Here is a 16,839-nt window from a genome sequence, read left to right on the forward strand (position 1 = left end):
TAATAGAGCGCTAATAATTCATTTAGCGTGCAATCCAATCACATTCAATATGCGGTTCAGCATGCATTAGGGGCTGTTGATCTTTCAAGGTTATTTTTGCAGCGAGTTGTTGGTCATTTATACAAGGCAGAGACTTTGTGGTGTAGTTATTCTACATAAAAAGTTGATAACGCAGTAAAAATGGCCAACAAACGCTGCCCAAAGGGTTCGACTAAAAGCGTTTTACTCTTTGTTGGATGCATCTTTGTAAATAAAAGGTGCTTAGATGACTAGGCATCAACTCATCCGCCTCGATTAAAACGCTTTTATTTCGAACAAAACTTAACCGGCAAAGATCAACAGCCCCTAGTCAAAAACGATCAAGATCAAATTCTAACAGTTCAACAAAACGGTTTAGTGCACAAAAATATTACTGAGCGTGAACCCGTTTGCAAAAACAGCCTTCAGCATCCTCACTTCATTCTGTTCCTATCTGATTCAGTATATTTTGTAGAACTAATAAAGGCTTTTTAAATGCCAACAATAACTCCATCAGGGCCTACAAGATGATTACACTCCAAATAGACGGCAAATTAGTGTCGGTTGATAGTGAAAGGAATCTTCTCCAAGCTGCACAGGAAGCAGGCATCATTATCCCTAGTTTATGCGATTCAAGCTCAGCTGAAGCGCCTGATAAACAGGATTGCAACCTCTGTGTTGTCGATATTAACAACAACGATGGCAGTTGCCGTAAAGCAAAAGCTTGTAAAACGCCCGTTGCCGAAAACATGCAAGTCACCACCCAAACTGCTGAACTTAGCGAGCTGCGCCGCGAAGCGTTAACCCACATCTTGTCTGATCATTTTGCTGACTGTGAAGCGCCCTGTCAGCAAGCCTGTCCTGCTGGCGTTGATATCCAAAGTTATTTGTTTCATATCGCCCAAGGTAATCACACCGAAGCGGTAAAAGTGATTAAGCAAACTTTGCCACTGCCTTTATCTATTGGCCGTGTATGCCCTGCTTTTTGTGAAGCTGAATGTCGCCGAGGCCTTGTCGATGAGCCCGTCGCTATCCGTCAATTAAAGCGCCATGCTGCTGACTTAGATTTAGCAGATGAGCACAGCTACCAAATTGAACGCAAACCCGACACAGGCAAAAAAGTTGCCATTATCGGCAGTGGCCCAGCAGGATTAAGCGCTGGATACTTTTTATCAAATCAAGGCCATGAGGTTCGCATTATTGAATCCATGCCCCAAGCTGGCGGCTGGCTACGTTACGGCATTCCTGAATACCGTCTACCTAAAGCAATCCTTGATAAGGAAATCGCCTTACTGACTGAAAATGGCCTTGAGATCCAAACTCAAACCCGCCTCGGCGAAGATGTGCATTTAAAGCAGCTAACAGATGAGTATGATGCCGTTTGTTTAGCCATTGGCGCACAAAAAGCCGTTGCAATGAATTATCCAGGTAGTGACTTAGCAGGCTGTTATTTGGGCGTTGATTACCTACGTGATTACTGCACTGAACAAAGCTACCAGATTGGCAAAAAAGTGGCGGTGATTGGTGGCGGTAATACTGCTATCGATTGTGCGCGCACCGCAGTGCGTGCAGGTCACGATGTCACCTTAATCTATCGTCGTACTCGCGATGCGATGCCAGCTGAGCCTTATGAAATTCATGAAGCTGAAGTTGAAGGGGTTAAGTTTCACTTTCTGACTAACCCAGTTGAAAACATCAGCGATGACAATGGCCAAGTCACAGCCATTAACTTAGCTAAAATGGCACTAGGCGAACCTGACGCATCTGGTAGACGTTCACCAAAAGCGACTGGCGAAACCTTTATCGAAGCCTTTGATACTGTGATAGCTGCCGTTTCGCAAACCCCAGATATGAGCTTTTTAGAGCATCCTGACAGTTACTTAACCAGTGGTGAGATTGCCTTAAGTCGTTGGAATACCTTTATTGGCTGTGAACACACCATGTCAGCAGGGGTTGATAAACTGTTTGTAATTGGTGATTCGCGTACTGGGCCAGCAACCGCAGTTGCCGCCATTGGTGATGGCCGTAAAGCGGCAGTTGCCATTGATAAACTGCTCAACCAAGGTTTGAGCTGTGAGCTAACGCCACAACAGTTTAATGCCACTAAAGCCCCTAAAACAGCTTCACTCAGTGCAGAGCTTTACCCAAGTACCAAGCCTGAAGCTCGTTATAAAATGGCCGAACTCACTGCCATTGAGCGCCAACTTAACTTTAATGAAGTTGAACAGGGGTTTGAGCATAGTGAGGCGATGAAAGAAGCCGCTCGCTGTTTAGAATGTGCTTGTCAGGCCAATACCGATTGTAAATTGCGAGACTACGCCACTGAATATCATGTGGATGCCAAAGCGCTAGATACCACCAGCATGCAGCAGTTTGCAGTGGACAAAACCAGCCCGTTTATTCAATTTGACGCCAACCGCTGTATCAGTTGTGGCAAGTGTGTCGATATCTGTGGCCAGCAAAGTGGTCATAATGCCATTAGCTTTGAGAAAGACAGCTTTCAAGCACTTCCTGCATCAGACAGTTGCCCCCAACAAGAACGCCTCGCACCAAGAGTTGGCTTTAACGTCACCATGGCCGACAGTAATTGTGTGCAATGTGGTAACTGTGTGCAAGTGTGCCCTACTGGCGCATTAGTCGATGCCCGTGATAAACGCCAAGGCAGCAAGGAACAACTTGAAACGACTTCTACCATCTGTACTTATTGCGGCGTAGGTTGTCGAATTAACGTCAGCGTATCACCATCGACAGGTAAAATATGCCATGTAGAAGGCAGTAACGAGTCTGATGTTAACGAAGGGATGTTGTGCATTAAAGGTCGCTTTGGTTATGACTTTATTCAAAGCGAGCAACGTCTTACCACGCCGCTTATTCGTAAACAGGGCGAGCTTATTCCATGTACCTGGGATGAAGCCATCGACACCATTGCAGATAAGTTTACTCAAGTAAAAGCCAATAAAGGCGGTGATGCCATTGCCACCTTAGCGTCTGCAAAGGCAACCAACGAAGATAACTTCTTAATTCAAAAATTTGTCCGCACTGTACTCGGCACTAATAACGTCGATCACTGTGCCCGTCTATGCCACGCCAGCACAGTATCTGCATTGCAGCAAAGTTTAGGTAGTGGTGCGATGACGGGTGATATTCCCGGTATTAAAGATTCTGATTTGATCTTCATTTTAGGCTCTGACACCTGTAATGCTCACCCAATCATAGCCTCAAAAATCAAACAAGCAATTCGTCATTATGGCGCACGTTTGATGGTTGCCGATCCTAAGCGAGTCTCTATTGCTGATGAAGCTGAGTTGTATGTGGCGCAAAAGCCAGGGTCTGATGTGTCGCTTATCAATGCGATCATGGCAGAAATCATTCGCAATAACTGGCACGACACAGATTACATTGCCAAGCACACCGAGGGCTTTGACGCGGTTATCGACACGGTATTACAAGCTAAATATTCGTTAGAAAATGCGGCTAAAGTGTGTGGTATCAATGCCGAAAAAATTGCCCAGATGGCTAAATTAATCGGCACAGCAGAAAAAACAGCCATTTACTATGCCATGGGGATCACCCAACATACTTCTGGCCATGACAATGTCACTGCCATTGCTAACTTGCAAATGCTATGTGGCAACTTAGGTAAATCTGGCGCGGGTATTAATCCACTTCGGGGTCAAAGTAATGTTCAAGGTGCCTGTGATATGGGGGCATTGCCTCAGTACTACACTGGTTATCAAAAAGTGGATACCCCTGAAGTGCAAGCTAAGTTTGAAAAACACTGGAATACCCAACTTTCGCCAAACATTGGTTTAACGGCCACCGAAGTGATGCATGCCATCACACATGATGAAGTGGATGCCTTGTATGTCATGGGAGAAAACCCCGTTCTTAGCGATCCGGACCAAGCTCATGTACTCGAAGCCTTAGAGAAAATTCCATTTTTAGTGGTTCAAGATATCTTCTTAACTGAAACCGCTCAAATGGCTGATATCGTGCTACCAGCTGCTTCATTTGCAGAAAAACGTGGTCACTTCACTAATACTGAACGCCGCGTGCAGCGCCTGCAACCTGTGTTAAATCCACCAGGTGAAGCCGAGCAAGACTGGAAAATCATCCACGCTATCGCCAATAAAATGGGGGCTAACTGGCACTATGCTGACGAGCAAGCCATCACTAACGAGATAAACCAAGTCACGCCGCAATACCAAGGTATCACCTGGGATAGACTCAATAATGATGAGCACGGTAAGCCTAGCAAAGGCATTCAATGGCCTTGCACTAATGAACAAGATACTGGTACTTCAGTATTGCACCTAAAAGGGCCAATAAAGGGTAAAGGATTATTTACCGCCGTTGAGCATCGCAGTCCTGCTGAAACCACCGATGAAGAATACCCATTGGTATTATCAACGGGGCGCTTATTAGAGCAGTTCCATACCGGCACCTTGAGTCGTAAAACCCAAGGTTTAGATACATTAGGCACGCCAAGAGTGATGATGTCGGTATTTGATGCAGAGCAATTGGGCGTGAACAATGGCGATATGGTTAAGCTTGCCACTCGTCGCGGAGAAATTGAAATCAGCGCATTTGTCACTAAGCGCGCTCAAGCTGGGGTGTTGTTTTTACCGTTCCATTTTGCGGAAGCTGCAGCAAACAAGCTCACTAATAACGCCATTGATCCGGTGGCCAAAATCCCTGAGTTTAAGGTCTGTGCGGTGAAAGCTGAGCGAGTCACTCATTCGAGCACTCATAAACCAATGAATATTGATGAGCATGCATTAGCTTAACCATAAAAGATATTTGGTTAATAAGCACAAAAAAGGCAGCTATTAGCTGCCTTTTTTTATTTCATAACTAACATTAAACCGAGTGTCTAAAACAAGCTTATCAGCGCCCCTGTTGCCGCAAAACCTAATACTAATAACACAATGTTAGGTTTAGCGATTTTTAGCACAGCAAAGCCGATTAACACTAACGCCATATCAATAGGTTCAATAACTGCAGAAGTAAATACAGGGCTGTATAGCGCTGCTAACAATAACCCAACCACTGCAGCATTAACGCCTGCGATCGCCCCTGAAATAGCAGGTCGTTCACTAATCGCATGCCAGCTTTTAAGTCCCACCAGCATCAATAAAAAACCAGGAATGAAGATCGCAAGTGTTGCAACGATAGCGCCTAAAATCGGTTGTTCTAGCCACAAATCTGCCCCTAAAAATGTTGCAAGGGTGAACATAGGACCAGGTACAGCTTGGGCTAACGCATAACCGGTTAAGAAGCGGTCAGAATCCACTAACTCGCCGACATTAGCCTCAAGTAATGGCAGTACCACATGGCCGCCACCAAAGACTAAACTGCCCACTTGATAAAACTGAGCAAAAACCTGACCTAGAGTGCCAGTTTGGTTAATCAAATAAAAACTGCTGAGTAGCCCAAGAATAAACACCGCAAGCCAACCAAAATTAAGCTTAATAGGGGTATTTTCGGGGGTAATATTTTCCCCTTTTGTGAGCACAACAAAGCCGACAATAGCTGCAATGAGTAACACCACTATTTGGGTTAATAATGAAGGAAATAACATGATGCTGGCTGCTGTTGCCACCATTAACATTCGCGCAGTTTTTCGTTGGCAGAATTGGCCAAACATGCCCAGTGTCGCATCTGCTACCACGACTACCGCTAATAATTTGAGTCCATGAATTGCGCCGCCGACGGCAGTAGTTTCAAGCCAGTGTGCACTGGTAACAGCTAAGAGAAACAGTAAGACAAAGGAAGGTAAGGTAAAGCCAACGAATGCAGCAATTGCGCCTAATAAGCCTCCACGGTGATAACCAATGGCAAAACCCACTTGGCTTGAACCTGGGCCTGGCATAAATTGACTTAATGCCACTAAACTACCGTAGCGCTTATCATCAAGCCAATTCAGATCATTGACAAAAGTTTGTCTAAAGTAACCAATATGGGCCGCAGGGCCACCAAAGCTGATAAAGCCTAATGCTAAAAAGCGGGTAAAAATTTGCCACATAATCAAACTACTTCCAATTCCTTTACAAAAGGATAGTGCTCAAGCCAATGTTGAGATTGGTGGGTATGTTAGCTCTGAGTATATGACAGATTAATTTAACTTTTATGACAGCACTTTAAAATAGTTATCTTTGTAAATGCTTTAAGGCATTTTCACTCAACAGCTTTAATTGGCGCAGCTCTTCACTGTCTCCGCCGACCTTGCAGCGCATTAACTCAGGGATTGTCTTGGCTTGATCATGTAGCGCTTTACCTTCATCAGTGAGGTGCAATACTCTCACACGCTCGTCATCTTTATTGCGATCACGTATCACTAAACCTTTGGTTTCTAATCGCTTGAGTAACGGGGTTAATGTACCTGAATCTAAATGTAACTTTTCACCTAAGATTTTGACGCTAATACCTGACTCTTTCCAAAGTACCATCATGACTAAATACTGTGGATAGGTTAACGACAACTCATCCAAGAGTGGACGATAAGCGCGGATAAGCGCATTGGTGGCGCTGTACATCGCAAAACAGACTTGGTTCTCTAGTGCTAAGGGATCAAAATCTTGGCTCATGATCACTCCTTAATTTTAAAATATTAAAGGCTTTAAAAAGCGTTCACTCATCTTAGCATATTTTAATTGTGCGCAAGCTATTACCTTTAGCAGTGAATTCTTTTTGGGCTAAAAGTTTTTGATTGAGTGTTTTTGATTGAGTGTTTTTGATTGAGATTTTTTTTGCTTAAGAATTTTATACTCAAGCCGATAAAGGACTAAGCTATCTACATGTCGTATTTTATAGCCATAACTTATAAGTGAACGCCCATGTCTTTATCTATTAATGCTCCATCATCGATGCCAACCAACATTGACTCTGCAACTAGTTTGAAAGTAGCAGCAATGTCAAAAGATCAACAAAAAGTCCAAGGTGAAATGGCTCTGCAACTTATTGAAGCAGCTTTACCTGCTGAGCAAGCTGCACCGCAACCAGTCGGTAATACAGGGCATATTATTAGCACTAAAGCTTAAACATTTAGCACTAAAGCTTAAAATTACTGCTGAGACTAACAGTTTAAAAACTGTACTAAATAAATCTGAATACGCTATGATTTGTTCTATAAGAGATTTAGAACAGGACCTTGATAATTATGCGTATTCAGGCTTCGTTTTTTACCACACTTTTTACCACAGCCACTATTTCTAGTGTAGTTTTTGCATTTTCAGCTTTAGCCACTACTTTTGTCACTACTTTTGCAACTACTTTTGCAACTAATAGTGTATCTCCAGCTTATGATTGCGATAAAGCCCAAGGACAAGTCGAATTATTGATTTGTGAAGACAGTCAATTGGCTCAGCTTGATGTGCAATTATCTGAAACATACAAAAAAGCCCTGAATCAAATAGGTAGCGACGAAGTCGCAACCTTTAAAGCATTTCAAAGAGGTTGGATTAAAGGGCGAGATGATTGTTGGAAGGCTGCAGATATCAAACAGTGTGTCCAATCTTCTTATGAAACACGTTTAACTGAATTACAAATTGCCGCTGCTGAATTTGAAGTGCCTGAGCCAGTTCAATATGAATGTGGTTCGCAAGCTAACGGTACCCTGACTAAGATTACTGCTTACTTTTACAATGAAACAGCCATACCTGCTGCCATGTTAACAATTTCACCGACCTCGAATTATATCAAAGCGACGAATATCGCACTGATAACTCGCACTGCCTCAGGGGCAAAATACCAAGGACAGAATTTCAGTTTTTGGACTCATCAAGGGGAAGCGACTTTTAGCCAATTTGAGCAAGCTGATTTAAGCTGCCAAACACAATAATTTAAACTTAAAAGCCTAGCGTTAAACAAAAAAACCATGTCCTAAGACATGGTTTTAATTTATTTAGCTAATGCGCACTAACCACCCATGGTGATAAAAAAGCGCATTTATAAAGTTGTTAGTTGAGTATCGTATAACCGCGATTTGCCATACAGTTACGGATTACTGTTTCTTTTTCAGCTTGATAATTGGCTTCATTAGCTCTTCTATCACGAGAGCCACCTAACAAACCTGAAACCACACCAACACCCGCACCCACTTTTGCACCGTCAGAACCTGAACCACCGGCAATAGCGGTACCCGCTGCGCCAACTGCAGCGCCTTTTGCAGCGCTACTCACTACGCCACGAGAACTGTTATTCTTTTGAACTTGTTGCGACATTTCGGTGCACTGATGTTCGTCATATACGAAATCTTTATCATCTACGCCTGTTTTATCATAAATGATATTTGCGTTAGCTGAAAAAGCAAATAAGGTCATTGAAATCAGTAGTAATTTTTTCATGTGAATGCCTCAAACTGGAGAAAACTTATCTGCATTATTTTGCTTACTTAAGGTTTCGCTTATTTAAGCCTCTTAATGCAATTAACAAAACCTATCCTACCTAAAGCTTAGTGTAAAAACGGAATATCGTTATTTACCGATGGAATAATACTATCCATCAGGCACAAAAAAGCAGCGATATACGCTGCTTTATTTCTACATATTCACATTAACAGTGACTTAGCTTAATTTACTGCTTTCGTATGTGTGACACATTTGCTGGGCTTGTTCTTCGTTGTATTCACGCAAACCACTGAGTACTAATGTTTTAACACCAGTACCAATAACCTTACCTTCGCTCTTTAATTCGAACTGCAGGGTCACATCACCACGTTTACCGTTAATGTCCATATGTTGCTCCACAAGCTCTAAACTCATCTCAGTGAAGTCAAAAGTATCTAAATGGAACGACATGCTTTCATAGATAACCAAAGGTCGACTCGGGTTAATCATCATGCCGTATTCTTTCATCATCGGTACTAATACATGAATAAAGTTAAGCCCTGAAAATGCCACATAACTTTTGATGAAAGCCGCGGTTTGTATATCGCACTGGCATACTTCACCTTGACGTTCGATATGCAAATACTCTTTACCTTTAGTATCACAAATACTGAAGTTATCACCTGCTTGGTTATCAAGGTTTAACTCAATGCCATCACCCACCATACCCGCAAACTTAAACTGCATGTTCTGGCTTAAACCAAATTCAGTTAACACTAAGGCAAACAACAAATCACCAGGAACACAGAAGCGTTTTGCGCCGACATTATGGATAGGGTTAAAATCTTCGGCGACGTGTTTTGCAAAATCACTTGCTTGCTGGGCTGAAATAAACACACTCTGATCTTGCTTGGCATAATACGGTGACAAAAACATATACATCCATTCTTATTTTCGTGAAAGAAATCCCTCTCTCGTCGAGCTGGGCTTTTTTTAGAGGCATAGAGTGTACTAGAAAAAACCAAAAACACTCAGCCGATGACTACAATATATACCCATGTTACCTCAAGATGCTTTGTCAGGCACAAGCTCGGATAACAATGCAAGGCGTAAGCTGAGGTAATTGTTATTCACTTTTCAAAGTTTACAACGTAGCAGTGGTTTTCGAGCTTGCGCCCCGTTGGGCAAATCAAATAGCGCCAATCTGCGTTGTTATAAAATATCGATGTAGAATAACTATACTTCAATTTTATGCCTAGCATCTTAGCACTATTTGCCTTGCTGACTTTGTATATTTAAGTATCATGGGTATACATAAGCTTATGAAAAATATGTAACTATTCTGCATCTGGTACTTTTTTAGGCTTAACCATTCGACTTAAGTGACTAAAAGCATGTTTGAAAGGGTTAATATAAATCCCCACTAACGTGTCATGGCCCGGTTGTCCTGAAACGCCAATGGTTAAGTTTTTAACACTAGATGCTTTAATTAAACTGCCATAAAGTTTGTCCCATAGCGATAATGCAGAACCGAGATTAGTATCGCGGTGTTCTTTTGCAATGCTGTGATGGATCTGATGCTGAGCTGGGCTGATAAACCAGTTTTCAATCTTATCCCCCCAAGACAGCCAAATGTGACTATGACGTAAATTTGAACCAAACACATTAAATAAAAACACAAACACATTAGCACCAAGCACATCAAACATTTTCAAGTTTGGGCCAAATAAGTAATACCCGATGCCTACAGCAATCCCTTGGGTTAATGCCATCCGACAAGCATACAAATAACTTTCAACTGGGTGAGTGCGATAAATGGTAAAAGGAGTCATCACTGACGCCGAGTGATGTACTTTATGGAATTCCCACAAGACGGGAATTTTATGGAGTGCTAGGTGTAATAAAAAACGGGTTAAATCATCAAGAATAAACAATAAAACCGTAAATACAGTGATGATAATTGTCAGGTTTTGCGTCAAAGGCTCAATAGGTGTAAACAACAAATCTAAAAAATCACTTAGCCCTAACGCAATAGGCACCATAGTAAATAATAGCGGTGCAAATAAAATAGCCTTTATCAGCTTATTACAGACTAAAAGTAAGTAATCATGTTGAGCTGAGCGAGATAAGTAAATGGCTTTGGGAAATAGGAACCGACCAAAGCCAATCACTGATTTAGGTGTCTTCATTCGCCAGTAAACAGGGATAGCCAGCAAAATTGCACCAACAAGGTATAGTCCAAAAATGCGCTTATTTGCATCTAATGGATACCCTATTAACTCCACAAAATTACTCGATAAAAACTCTACCACTGACATACTAACCTCAAGTTCGAAACCACTTATTGCTCACGACCATTTTATATCCATCGTGAGCAATACATTATCGAATAAAGCTTAAAAACGATACTGATAACCGATTTGAAATTGCTGTGGTTTACTCGGTCTTGCGCCATAAGGTCTACGACTAACAATCTCTTGAGTATCAAAAACGTTATCCGCTTTGACATACACTAGGCCATATTCATTGAAGTTATAGCTTGCAGACATGTCGACCACAGTTAAGGCTTCAGTTTTACTGCCAGAAAGCACCACACCTTCCCCTGAAGCTTCTAACATTTCACCAATGTAACGGACAATCATATTGACGTCCCATTGATTGCTCACTAAGCCTAAATTCAATGAAACTTGATTCTCTGGTAAGTAAGGTAATTCATCACCTGCTTCAATTTCGCCCCACATATCGAAGCCTGAACTAAAGCTCGTTTTGAACTCTGACTCGGTATAGGTATAAGAAACTGAAATAGGAAATTCTAAGCTATCATTGATATTAAACGCGTAGCCTGAAGTTAACTCCAAACCAATGACATCCACTTCGCCGCCATTAAATTCAGTATCATCATCGCTACCACAACTAGAGAACTGACAACCTTCTTTTAGGTTACTAATGTCATTGAAAAAGCCGATAACCTCTAAATTAAAGTTACCGTCATTATAACGGCCACCTAATTCATAATTAACGCTGCTTTCTGTCTCAATAGTTGGGTCTTGCTTAGGACTTGTCGGTAGAAAGCCTTCATGCACACCAAACAATAAACCAGCGTTATCTGATAAAGCATAAAATAGGCTTAAGCTTGGTAACCAAATACTGGTCTCTTTATTTAAGTAATCTTCCTCAGCACCTGGGGCACGATTTTGATATTCCGCATCAATAAACTCACCACGAACACCCGCAGTAATGTCTAATGCATTAATGCTAATGGTATCTTGGAAATAGATTGAAATGGCATCTGTGCTTTCTCTATCAGTGGTCGACGCTTTAGTTGGCTCACCGTCAGTCACTAAATTTGCACTGCGCATTAGGTAATCATCAGTGGTGTGATCGCGCTCGATTTGATCTTGATGGAAGCGAGCACCAACCTCAAAGTGGTTGTTATAGCCCATTAACTCCATATTCCAGTTCAAATCAGCTTGAATACCTTGGGTAAAATAAGTTCGATCGTTATTACCTAAGGTCATTTTTTCATATTCAGCAACGCTATCTTCTTGTCCTGTTAATATTTGATAAAAACGTTGGTTGGTTTCATCTTTATCTGGATCGGCCAAAATCTCTTGTAAACTGCGATTAACTAAACCGCCTTTAAAGCCATTAACCTTATACCATGCACGCTCAAAGTCATTGCGATACACACGTGTGGTCAGTTCAAAATGTTCATTGGTGACAAAGTGATTTAACTGGAACTGGGTATGAGTCCAATCCATGTTATCCAATTCACTCGCCACATAGCGTCTATTAGGGTTAGCAGCAAAGTCGTCATCACTTAAACCTAGGTAAGTTTCATCTGAGGTTTCGTTAGCATAAGCCAGTTTTAGCTCGAACACTTGATCGACTGTGTCGCCATCAAGGTTGTAGCGTAACTTTGCCATGACATCATTTTTTTCAAATCCAGTATCACCACCGCCATCAAGTTCTTTAAAACCGTCGGCCTCCATGTGAATGCCTTCAATTAAAAAACCAAAGTTATCAATAGTATCACCATAGTACCCGTGAGCTTTCATCAAGCCATCGGTTCCTGTAGAGACATCAATTAACCCTTCAGAGTCTTGTGGTACAGCGCGAGTCACCATGTTCAGCGAACCCGCAACGGTATTAGGGCCATATTTAATCGCAGCAGGACCTTTAAATACTTCAATAGCGGTCATTTTTGCCGTCATTGGGAAGTAATAAGCTGAAGCTGCAGAATATGGCGCAGGGCCGATGAGCACTCCATCTTCCATGATATTAATTTTTTTACTACGTTCAGGCGTCGCACCACGAAAACCAATATTTGGACGTAAACCATAACCGTCTTCTTCACGAATATTGACCCCAGGTACGCTATATAACACCCGGTTAATATCATCAAATTTGAATTGCTCTAGCGCTAACTCATCAATTAACGTCGCTGAACCTGTGGCTTTATTTAAGCTTTGGTCGCGGCCGATAATTTGCATTTGTTCCATGTAGCTATCGTTGCTAGTGGCCTTTTCTTCATCTTCAGCAGCAATAGCACTGTAACTAACCAAAGAAGATTGTATCGCCAACACTAACGCCAGCTTTTTAGTCATTAATAAACGGTTCATTAATCGTTATCTCCAGCTGATGTTTGTGGTAACTCTAGCGCTAAGGTATTGATAAAATCAGATTTAAGCGTATCGGTAACCGCCTTAACATCCGAGTGAGTATCAATAACTTGCTGCTCATCGGCTGTTAATGTTTCAGCTAGACTCAGCTGATAAGCTTGTGCATTAGCAATAGCGGCATCAATGCTTTGGGTAATCAAGGTTGCTGTAGCTGCATCATTTTCATCTACTAAATAATCATCAAAACCCAATCCATCTTCGCCTTCATACAAAGCTTTCAGGGCAATAAGGTTATTGGCAATATTTTCGATGGAATAAGCTGATAAAGGGGATTCAACATCTTGCGGACAAACGCTAGTACCACAGGTATTGGCAAAGTAACCAAGTGGCGTTGCTATCTTGCCGTCCTTAGTAACACTGTCGATATAAAATAATGCATCGCTGAGCTTATTCACGGCTTCATGAACCGTCGCAAAACTACTGCCGGTTTCACCAGCGGATTTTAACGTGGCTGCGTAGCCATCATCACCACTCCACTCAGTGACTAATACGTTTGCATTCACATTGATATCGCGAGCGACTTCAGCGGCAAACTCACAACGAGCAAGACGACGAGATTCATCGGTGCGGTTATCCCAACCTTCAGGAGTGACACTGCCTGTACAGCTATGCTCTAGGCTTGGGTTATACAACAAATACTCAAGCGCTATCATACCTTTACGCGCTGGCGTTCGCGCAGAAATATCGTAAGGAACACCATTAATATCGTTATTTTCATAAGAAACGACATCTAAATCGACACCACAACGACTCATCACTGGCCAAGAGTATATTTTGTTTCTTAATGCGCCATCATCATTTAATAGCGGCCCAATTTGCATCATTTCAACACGCTGCCATTGGTCCATTGCAGAGCGCCAACCTTGTTGCGCAGTTTCTGTGGCGGCTTGCAACCCTGCTGCATCAACCGATCCTTGCTGATTGCCTAACTCAGCAACACAAAGCGCTTCGATTTCGTTTGCTTGGGTCAAGCTCTTGGCAGCAAACTGCTGGAAAGTCGGTGTAATAACACCATCAACGATATTAGTAATTAATGCGCGCTGATCAAAGTCTGAAGAAGTATCACCATTATTCCCGTAATCTGCACCTGCATCACTGCTTGTGCTTTCATTACAACCCACTAAAAATGTCGCACCAATGGCTAAAAATAATGCTGAAAATGAATGCTGTGGTTTCATAAAATTCCCTTACTCTAAAAACGACAAAAGCTCGGCGTTTTTCAACGCCAAGCTTTTTACCTCAATGAGGTCATATCACAATAGGATTTACCAGTTAGCAACGTTATCTGCATCAAGAGAATAACTTGCTTGTAAAATGTCACGGGCCGCTTCTAAATCAGCAATATAGCCATCAACATCACCGGTTAATTCTGGAGCCATACCAAATAAATCATGCATGGTTTCAAAATCTTCATCACTGATTACGCCGTACTCACTGTACTGTAAACCCAATGCAAAGCCCTTCATTTCAGAATAGTGCTTTGATAGGTCTTCGTAATTGAAATCAGCACTGTCACCACCTGTTGCTAGTGGCTCTAAGTCTGCTGATACATCATTGATATAATGAATAACAGTAGCGACGATAGCATTTTCCCAAGCTTTAACACCTGCCATTGCATAGGTTTCAAGCTCTGTCATTTGAGCATCAGTTAATGCGCTACCAACATTGTCATTAATGATTTTACGACCAGCAATAAAAGCTTCCATAGCTTGCATAGTGTAATCAGTAGGCATAGCGTTATCTGCTGTTCCTAAATCACGCTTTGCGGCATTTACAGATTGGCCAAAGTTATACTCTGAATGTAAATCAATTTTGCCGTCGCCATCAGTATCTTGAGAACCATTCCAGTCAGCACGACCTTCGTCATCAGTCACTTTACCTGCAATTTCTACATCACTGTATTCAAGGTAGTTACGTGCCGCACCAAAGTAACCGAAACCTTCATCAAATTGATGCTCAAGGTTGGTATACGCTGCGCCATCTTTTGCAGGGTTAATATTGTCTGTTGTTAAACCTTTACCTTCAGTGTCAGCACCAAAGTAATCATCAGATGCTTGAGAGTAAGTGATAGACATAAGTAGGAACTTTTGAATTAACTGTGCTAAATCTACACCGTTTTCATCAAGGTATACTTTTGAGATGTCATTACCCAATACATCTTGGCGAACTTCACCGTTGATTTTAGCAACAGCGTTATCAGCTAAACGATCAAATAATGTGTCGATTAATGCAGAAGGAGTTGTTGAGCCTTTTTCGCCCCAACCAGCAAATGCGCCATTGTTCCAATCTTCGTGTTGTCCACCAGTATCATTACCAGCAACTTTACCCGTTAAGTTTTTATAACCAGTAATATCTGACAGTAAACCGTCTTTAGAGTCATCGATGAAAGTAATTGGTAAATCAGGATATTGCGTTTCTTCATCAGGGTTGAAGAAGTAGTTAAGCTTGGCCAATACTTCATCTTTAGTCGCTAATTCATTGCTATCAATTTCAGCTTCTAATGTAGAAGAAATATACTGGTTTAACTCTGCAATTAAAATGTGACGTGCAGTTTGGCCTGTGTATGAAACGCTTGATTCGCCATCATTCAGTTTACTATCGAAAGTATAACGATCCATGATGTCGTTAACTGTCACAGTAAGGTCTTTACTGAAGGTTTCACCTGCAGCATCGGTAGCTGTAACAGTTAAAGTGAATTCTGTCGTTTCAGCAGAATCTGCATCTAACGTTACGTCATCCATCAATTTTAGTGTTGTACCATCAATAACAAACTGATCACTGGTTAATGTGAAAGTATGAGAATCACCAGAGTCACTATCAGTCGCAGTTAACGTACCTACAGTCGCACCCGCCATGTTTTCATCAACGGTAGAATTAGAAAGAGAGATATCAGTCGGTGCTGCGTTTGTTGGTTCTGTAGTGCCTGTATCAGAAGAGTCTGAATCCGAACCGCCACATGCAGTAAGTAAGCCTAATGAAAGTGCGATAGTCGTCGCTAAAACTGTTTTATTAAGTTGCATATTATTCCCTTGATACAAAAGCTACCGGCTCAAAGCCAAGATGTTAACAATTTATTACGTAAACAATAATCAAATGATAATGATAATTCATCTTATTCGCAATATTTTTTAAGCAAAAACTAAATTAAATACCTCTAACCCACAAAAAGCTAAGTGAATGAATTAAAAACAAATTAACCATATCTTTACTAAGGGAATTAAAATGCAGAGTAAGAAAAGCAGGTAGAGGTATAACTTAAATGATAAAAATCAGAAACATAACGCTTACAATGTAAATTTCATTGAGGAGGATTAAAAGTACTAATAGCCAATTTAATGATGCAATTGGCTGATAAGATCAAAAAGGACAACCCATTTGTAGAGTTGTTCTAGGGCCTGTTGATCTTTGCAGGTTAAGTTTTGTTCGAAATAAAAGCGTTTTAATCGAGGCGGATGAATTGATGCCTAGTCATCTAAGCAAAGTTCATTCAACAAAGAGTAAAACGCTTTTAGTCGAACCCTTCGGGCAGCGTTTGTTGGTCATTTTTACTGCGTTATCGACTTTTTATGTAGAATAACTACACCACAAAGTCTCTGCCTTGTACAAMTGACCAACAATTCGCTGCAAAAACAACCTAGAAAGATCAACAGGCCCTAATTATTTAAAGCTTTGAGGCGTATAGAGCTTTGCGCTCACTATCTGATAAAAATGCCATTTCAACACCGTTACGCTGCACTTGGCTAATTTGATCATCCGATAATTTAAGCTCAGATTTTGCGATGCGATATTCATGTTGAATATCAATATTACTG

The 16,839-nt window shown here is 41.5% G+C and carries 11 protein-coding genes and 1 pseudogene; 3 read left to right on the top strand and 9 right to left on the bottom strand.

The window, feature by feature from the left end:
* The first annotated feature begins 545 nt into the window (after positions 1 to 545).
* Positions 546 to 4,805, top strand: a complete 4,260-nt coding sequence (fdhF, locus tag FNZ24_RS16480; RefSeq protein ID WP_153915933.1) for a formate dehydrogenase subunit alpha — start codon at positions 546 to 548, stop codon at positions 4,803 to 4,805.
* Positions 4,806 to 4,891: 86 nt separating this feature from the next.
* Here the strand turns inward: fdhF and chrA are convergent, their stop codons facing one another.
* Together chrA and FNZ24_RS16490 are read right to left on the bottom strand one after the other, a co-directional pair.
* Positions 4,892 to 6,043 (bottom strand): chromate efflux transporter, encoded by a 1,152-nt coding sequence (gene chrA, locus FNZ24_RS16485; RefSeq protein ID WP_153915934.1) that lies wholly within the window; start codon positions 6,041 to 6,043, stop codon positions 4,892 to 4,894.
* A 124-nt stretch (positions 6,044 to 6,167) separates the two neighbouring features.
* A complete protein-coding gene (locus tag FNZ24_RS16490; RefSeq protein ID WP_153915935.1) occupies positions 6,168 to 6,605 on the bottom strand; it encodes a MarR family winged helix-turn-helix transcriptional regulator in 438 nt (145 codons plus the stop codon).
* A 249-nt stretch (positions 6,606 to 6,854) separates the two neighbouring features.
* Between FNZ24_RS16490 and FNZ24_RS16495 the strand changes: the two genes are divergently transcribed.
* A complete protein-coding gene (locus tag FNZ24_RS16495) occupies positions 6,855 to 7,058 on the top strand; it encodes a cytoplasmic protein (RefSeq protein WP_153915936.1) in 204 nt (67 codons plus the stop codon).
* A gap of 119 nt (positions 7,059 to 7,177) precedes the next feature.
* Entirely contained in the window at positions 7,178 to 7,858 is a 681-nt protein-coding gene (locus FNZ24_RS16500; protein WP_153915937.1) for a lysozyme inhibitor LprI family protein, read from the top strand.
* Positions 7,859 to 7,976: 118 nt separating this feature from the next.
* Here FNZ24_RS16500 and FNZ24_RS16505 read toward each other — a convergent pair whose 3' ends face one another.
* From FNZ24_RS16505 to FNZ24_RS16535, 7 genes and pseudogenes are all read right to left on the bottom strand, one after another.
* Positions 7,977 to 8,363, bottom strand: coding sequence for a glycine zipper family protein (locus FNZ24_RS16505; protein ID WP_153915938.1), 387 nt, complete (start codon positions 8,361 to 8,363; stop codon positions 7,977 to 7,979).
* A 219-nt stretch (positions 8,364 to 8,582) separates the two neighbouring features.
* Positions 8,583 to 9,281 (bottom strand): DUF3581 domain-containing protein, encoded by a 699-nt coding sequence (locus FNZ24_RS16510; protein ID WP_153915939.1) that lies wholly within the window; start codon positions 9,279 to 9,281, stop codon positions 8,583 to 8,585.
* A gap of 401 nt (positions 9,282 to 9,682) precedes the next feature.
* Complete coding sequence (locus FNZ24_RS16515; RefSeq protein ID WP_194945084.1) at positions 9,683 to 10,657, bottom strand: sterol desaturase family protein; 975 nt, start codon at positions 10,655 to 10,657, stop codon at positions 9,683 to 9,685.
* An 84-nt stretch (positions 10,658 to 10,741) separates the two neighbouring features.
* Positions 10,742 to 12,967, bottom strand: a complete 2,226-nt coding sequence (locus FNZ24_RS16520) for a TonB-dependent receptor family protein (protein ID WP_228768519.1) — start codon at positions 12,965 to 12,967, stop codon at positions 10,742 to 10,744.
* Positions 12,967 to 14,205, bottom strand: a complete 1,239-nt coding sequence (locus FNZ24_RS16525; protein WP_153915941.1) for an imelysin family protein — start codon at positions 14,203 to 14,205, stop codon at positions 12,967 to 12,969. The genes FNZ24_RS16520 and FNZ24_RS16525 overlap by 1 nt, the downstream gene beginning before the upstream one ends.
* A gap of 87 nt (positions 14,206 to 14,292) precedes the next feature.
* Positions 14,293 to 16,047 (bottom strand): DUF4856 domain-containing protein, encoded by a 1,755-nt coding sequence (locus FNZ24_RS16530; RefSeq protein WP_153915942.1) that lies wholly within the window; start codon positions 16,045 to 16,047, stop codon positions 14,293 to 14,295.
* Between the two features lie 641 nt (positions 16,048 to 16,688).
* A pseudogene (locus tag FNZ24_RS16535) lies at positions 16,689 to 16,839 on the bottom strand (adenosine deaminase); the annotation flags it as partial.

The sequence above is a fragment of the Shewanella sp. TC10 genome, from assembly GCF_009663145.1.
GTDB lineage: Bacteria > Pseudomonadota > Gammaproteobacteria > Enterobacterales > Shewanellaceae > Shewanella.

Coding starts and splice junctions, on each gene's coding strand:
- FNZ24_RS16525 (WP_153915941.1), bottom strand. CDS start 14,205: ATGAAACCACAGCATTCATTTTCAGCATTATTTTTAGCCATTGGTGCG.
- FNZ24_RS16490 (WP_153915935.1), bottom strand. CDS start 6,605: ATGAGCCAAGATTTTGATCCCTTAGCACTAGAGAACCAAGTCTGTTTT.
- FNZ24_RS16520 (WP_228768519.1), bottom strand. CDS start 12,967: ATGAACCGTTTATTAATGACTAAAAAGCTGGCGTTAGTGTTGGCGATA.
- fdhF (WP_153915933.1), top strand. CDS start 546: ATGATTACACTCCAAATAGACGGCAAATTAGTGTCGGTTGATAGTGAA.
- FNZ24_RS16510 (WP_153915939.1), bottom strand. CDS start 9,281: ATGTTTTTGTCACCGTATTATGCCAAGCAAGATCAGAGTGTGTTTATT.
- FNZ24_RS16500 (WP_153915937.1), top strand. CDS start 7,178: ATGCGTATTCAGGCTTCGTTTTTTACCACACTTTTTACCACAGCCACT.
- chrA (WP_153915934.1), bottom strand. CDS start 6,043: ATGTGGCAAATTTTTACCCGCTTTTTAGCATTAGGCTTTATCAGCTTT.
- FNZ24_RS16530 (WP_153915942.1), bottom strand. CDS start 16,047: ATGCAACTTAATAAAACAGTTTTAGCGACGACTATCGCACTTTCATTA.
- FNZ24_RS16495 (WP_153915936.1), top strand. CDS start 6,855: ATGTCTTTATCTATTAATGCTCCATCATCGATGCCAACCAACATTGAC.
- FNZ24_RS16505 (WP_153915938.1), bottom strand. CDS start 8,363: ATGAAAAAATTACTACTGATTTCAATGACCTTATTTGCTTTTTCAGCT.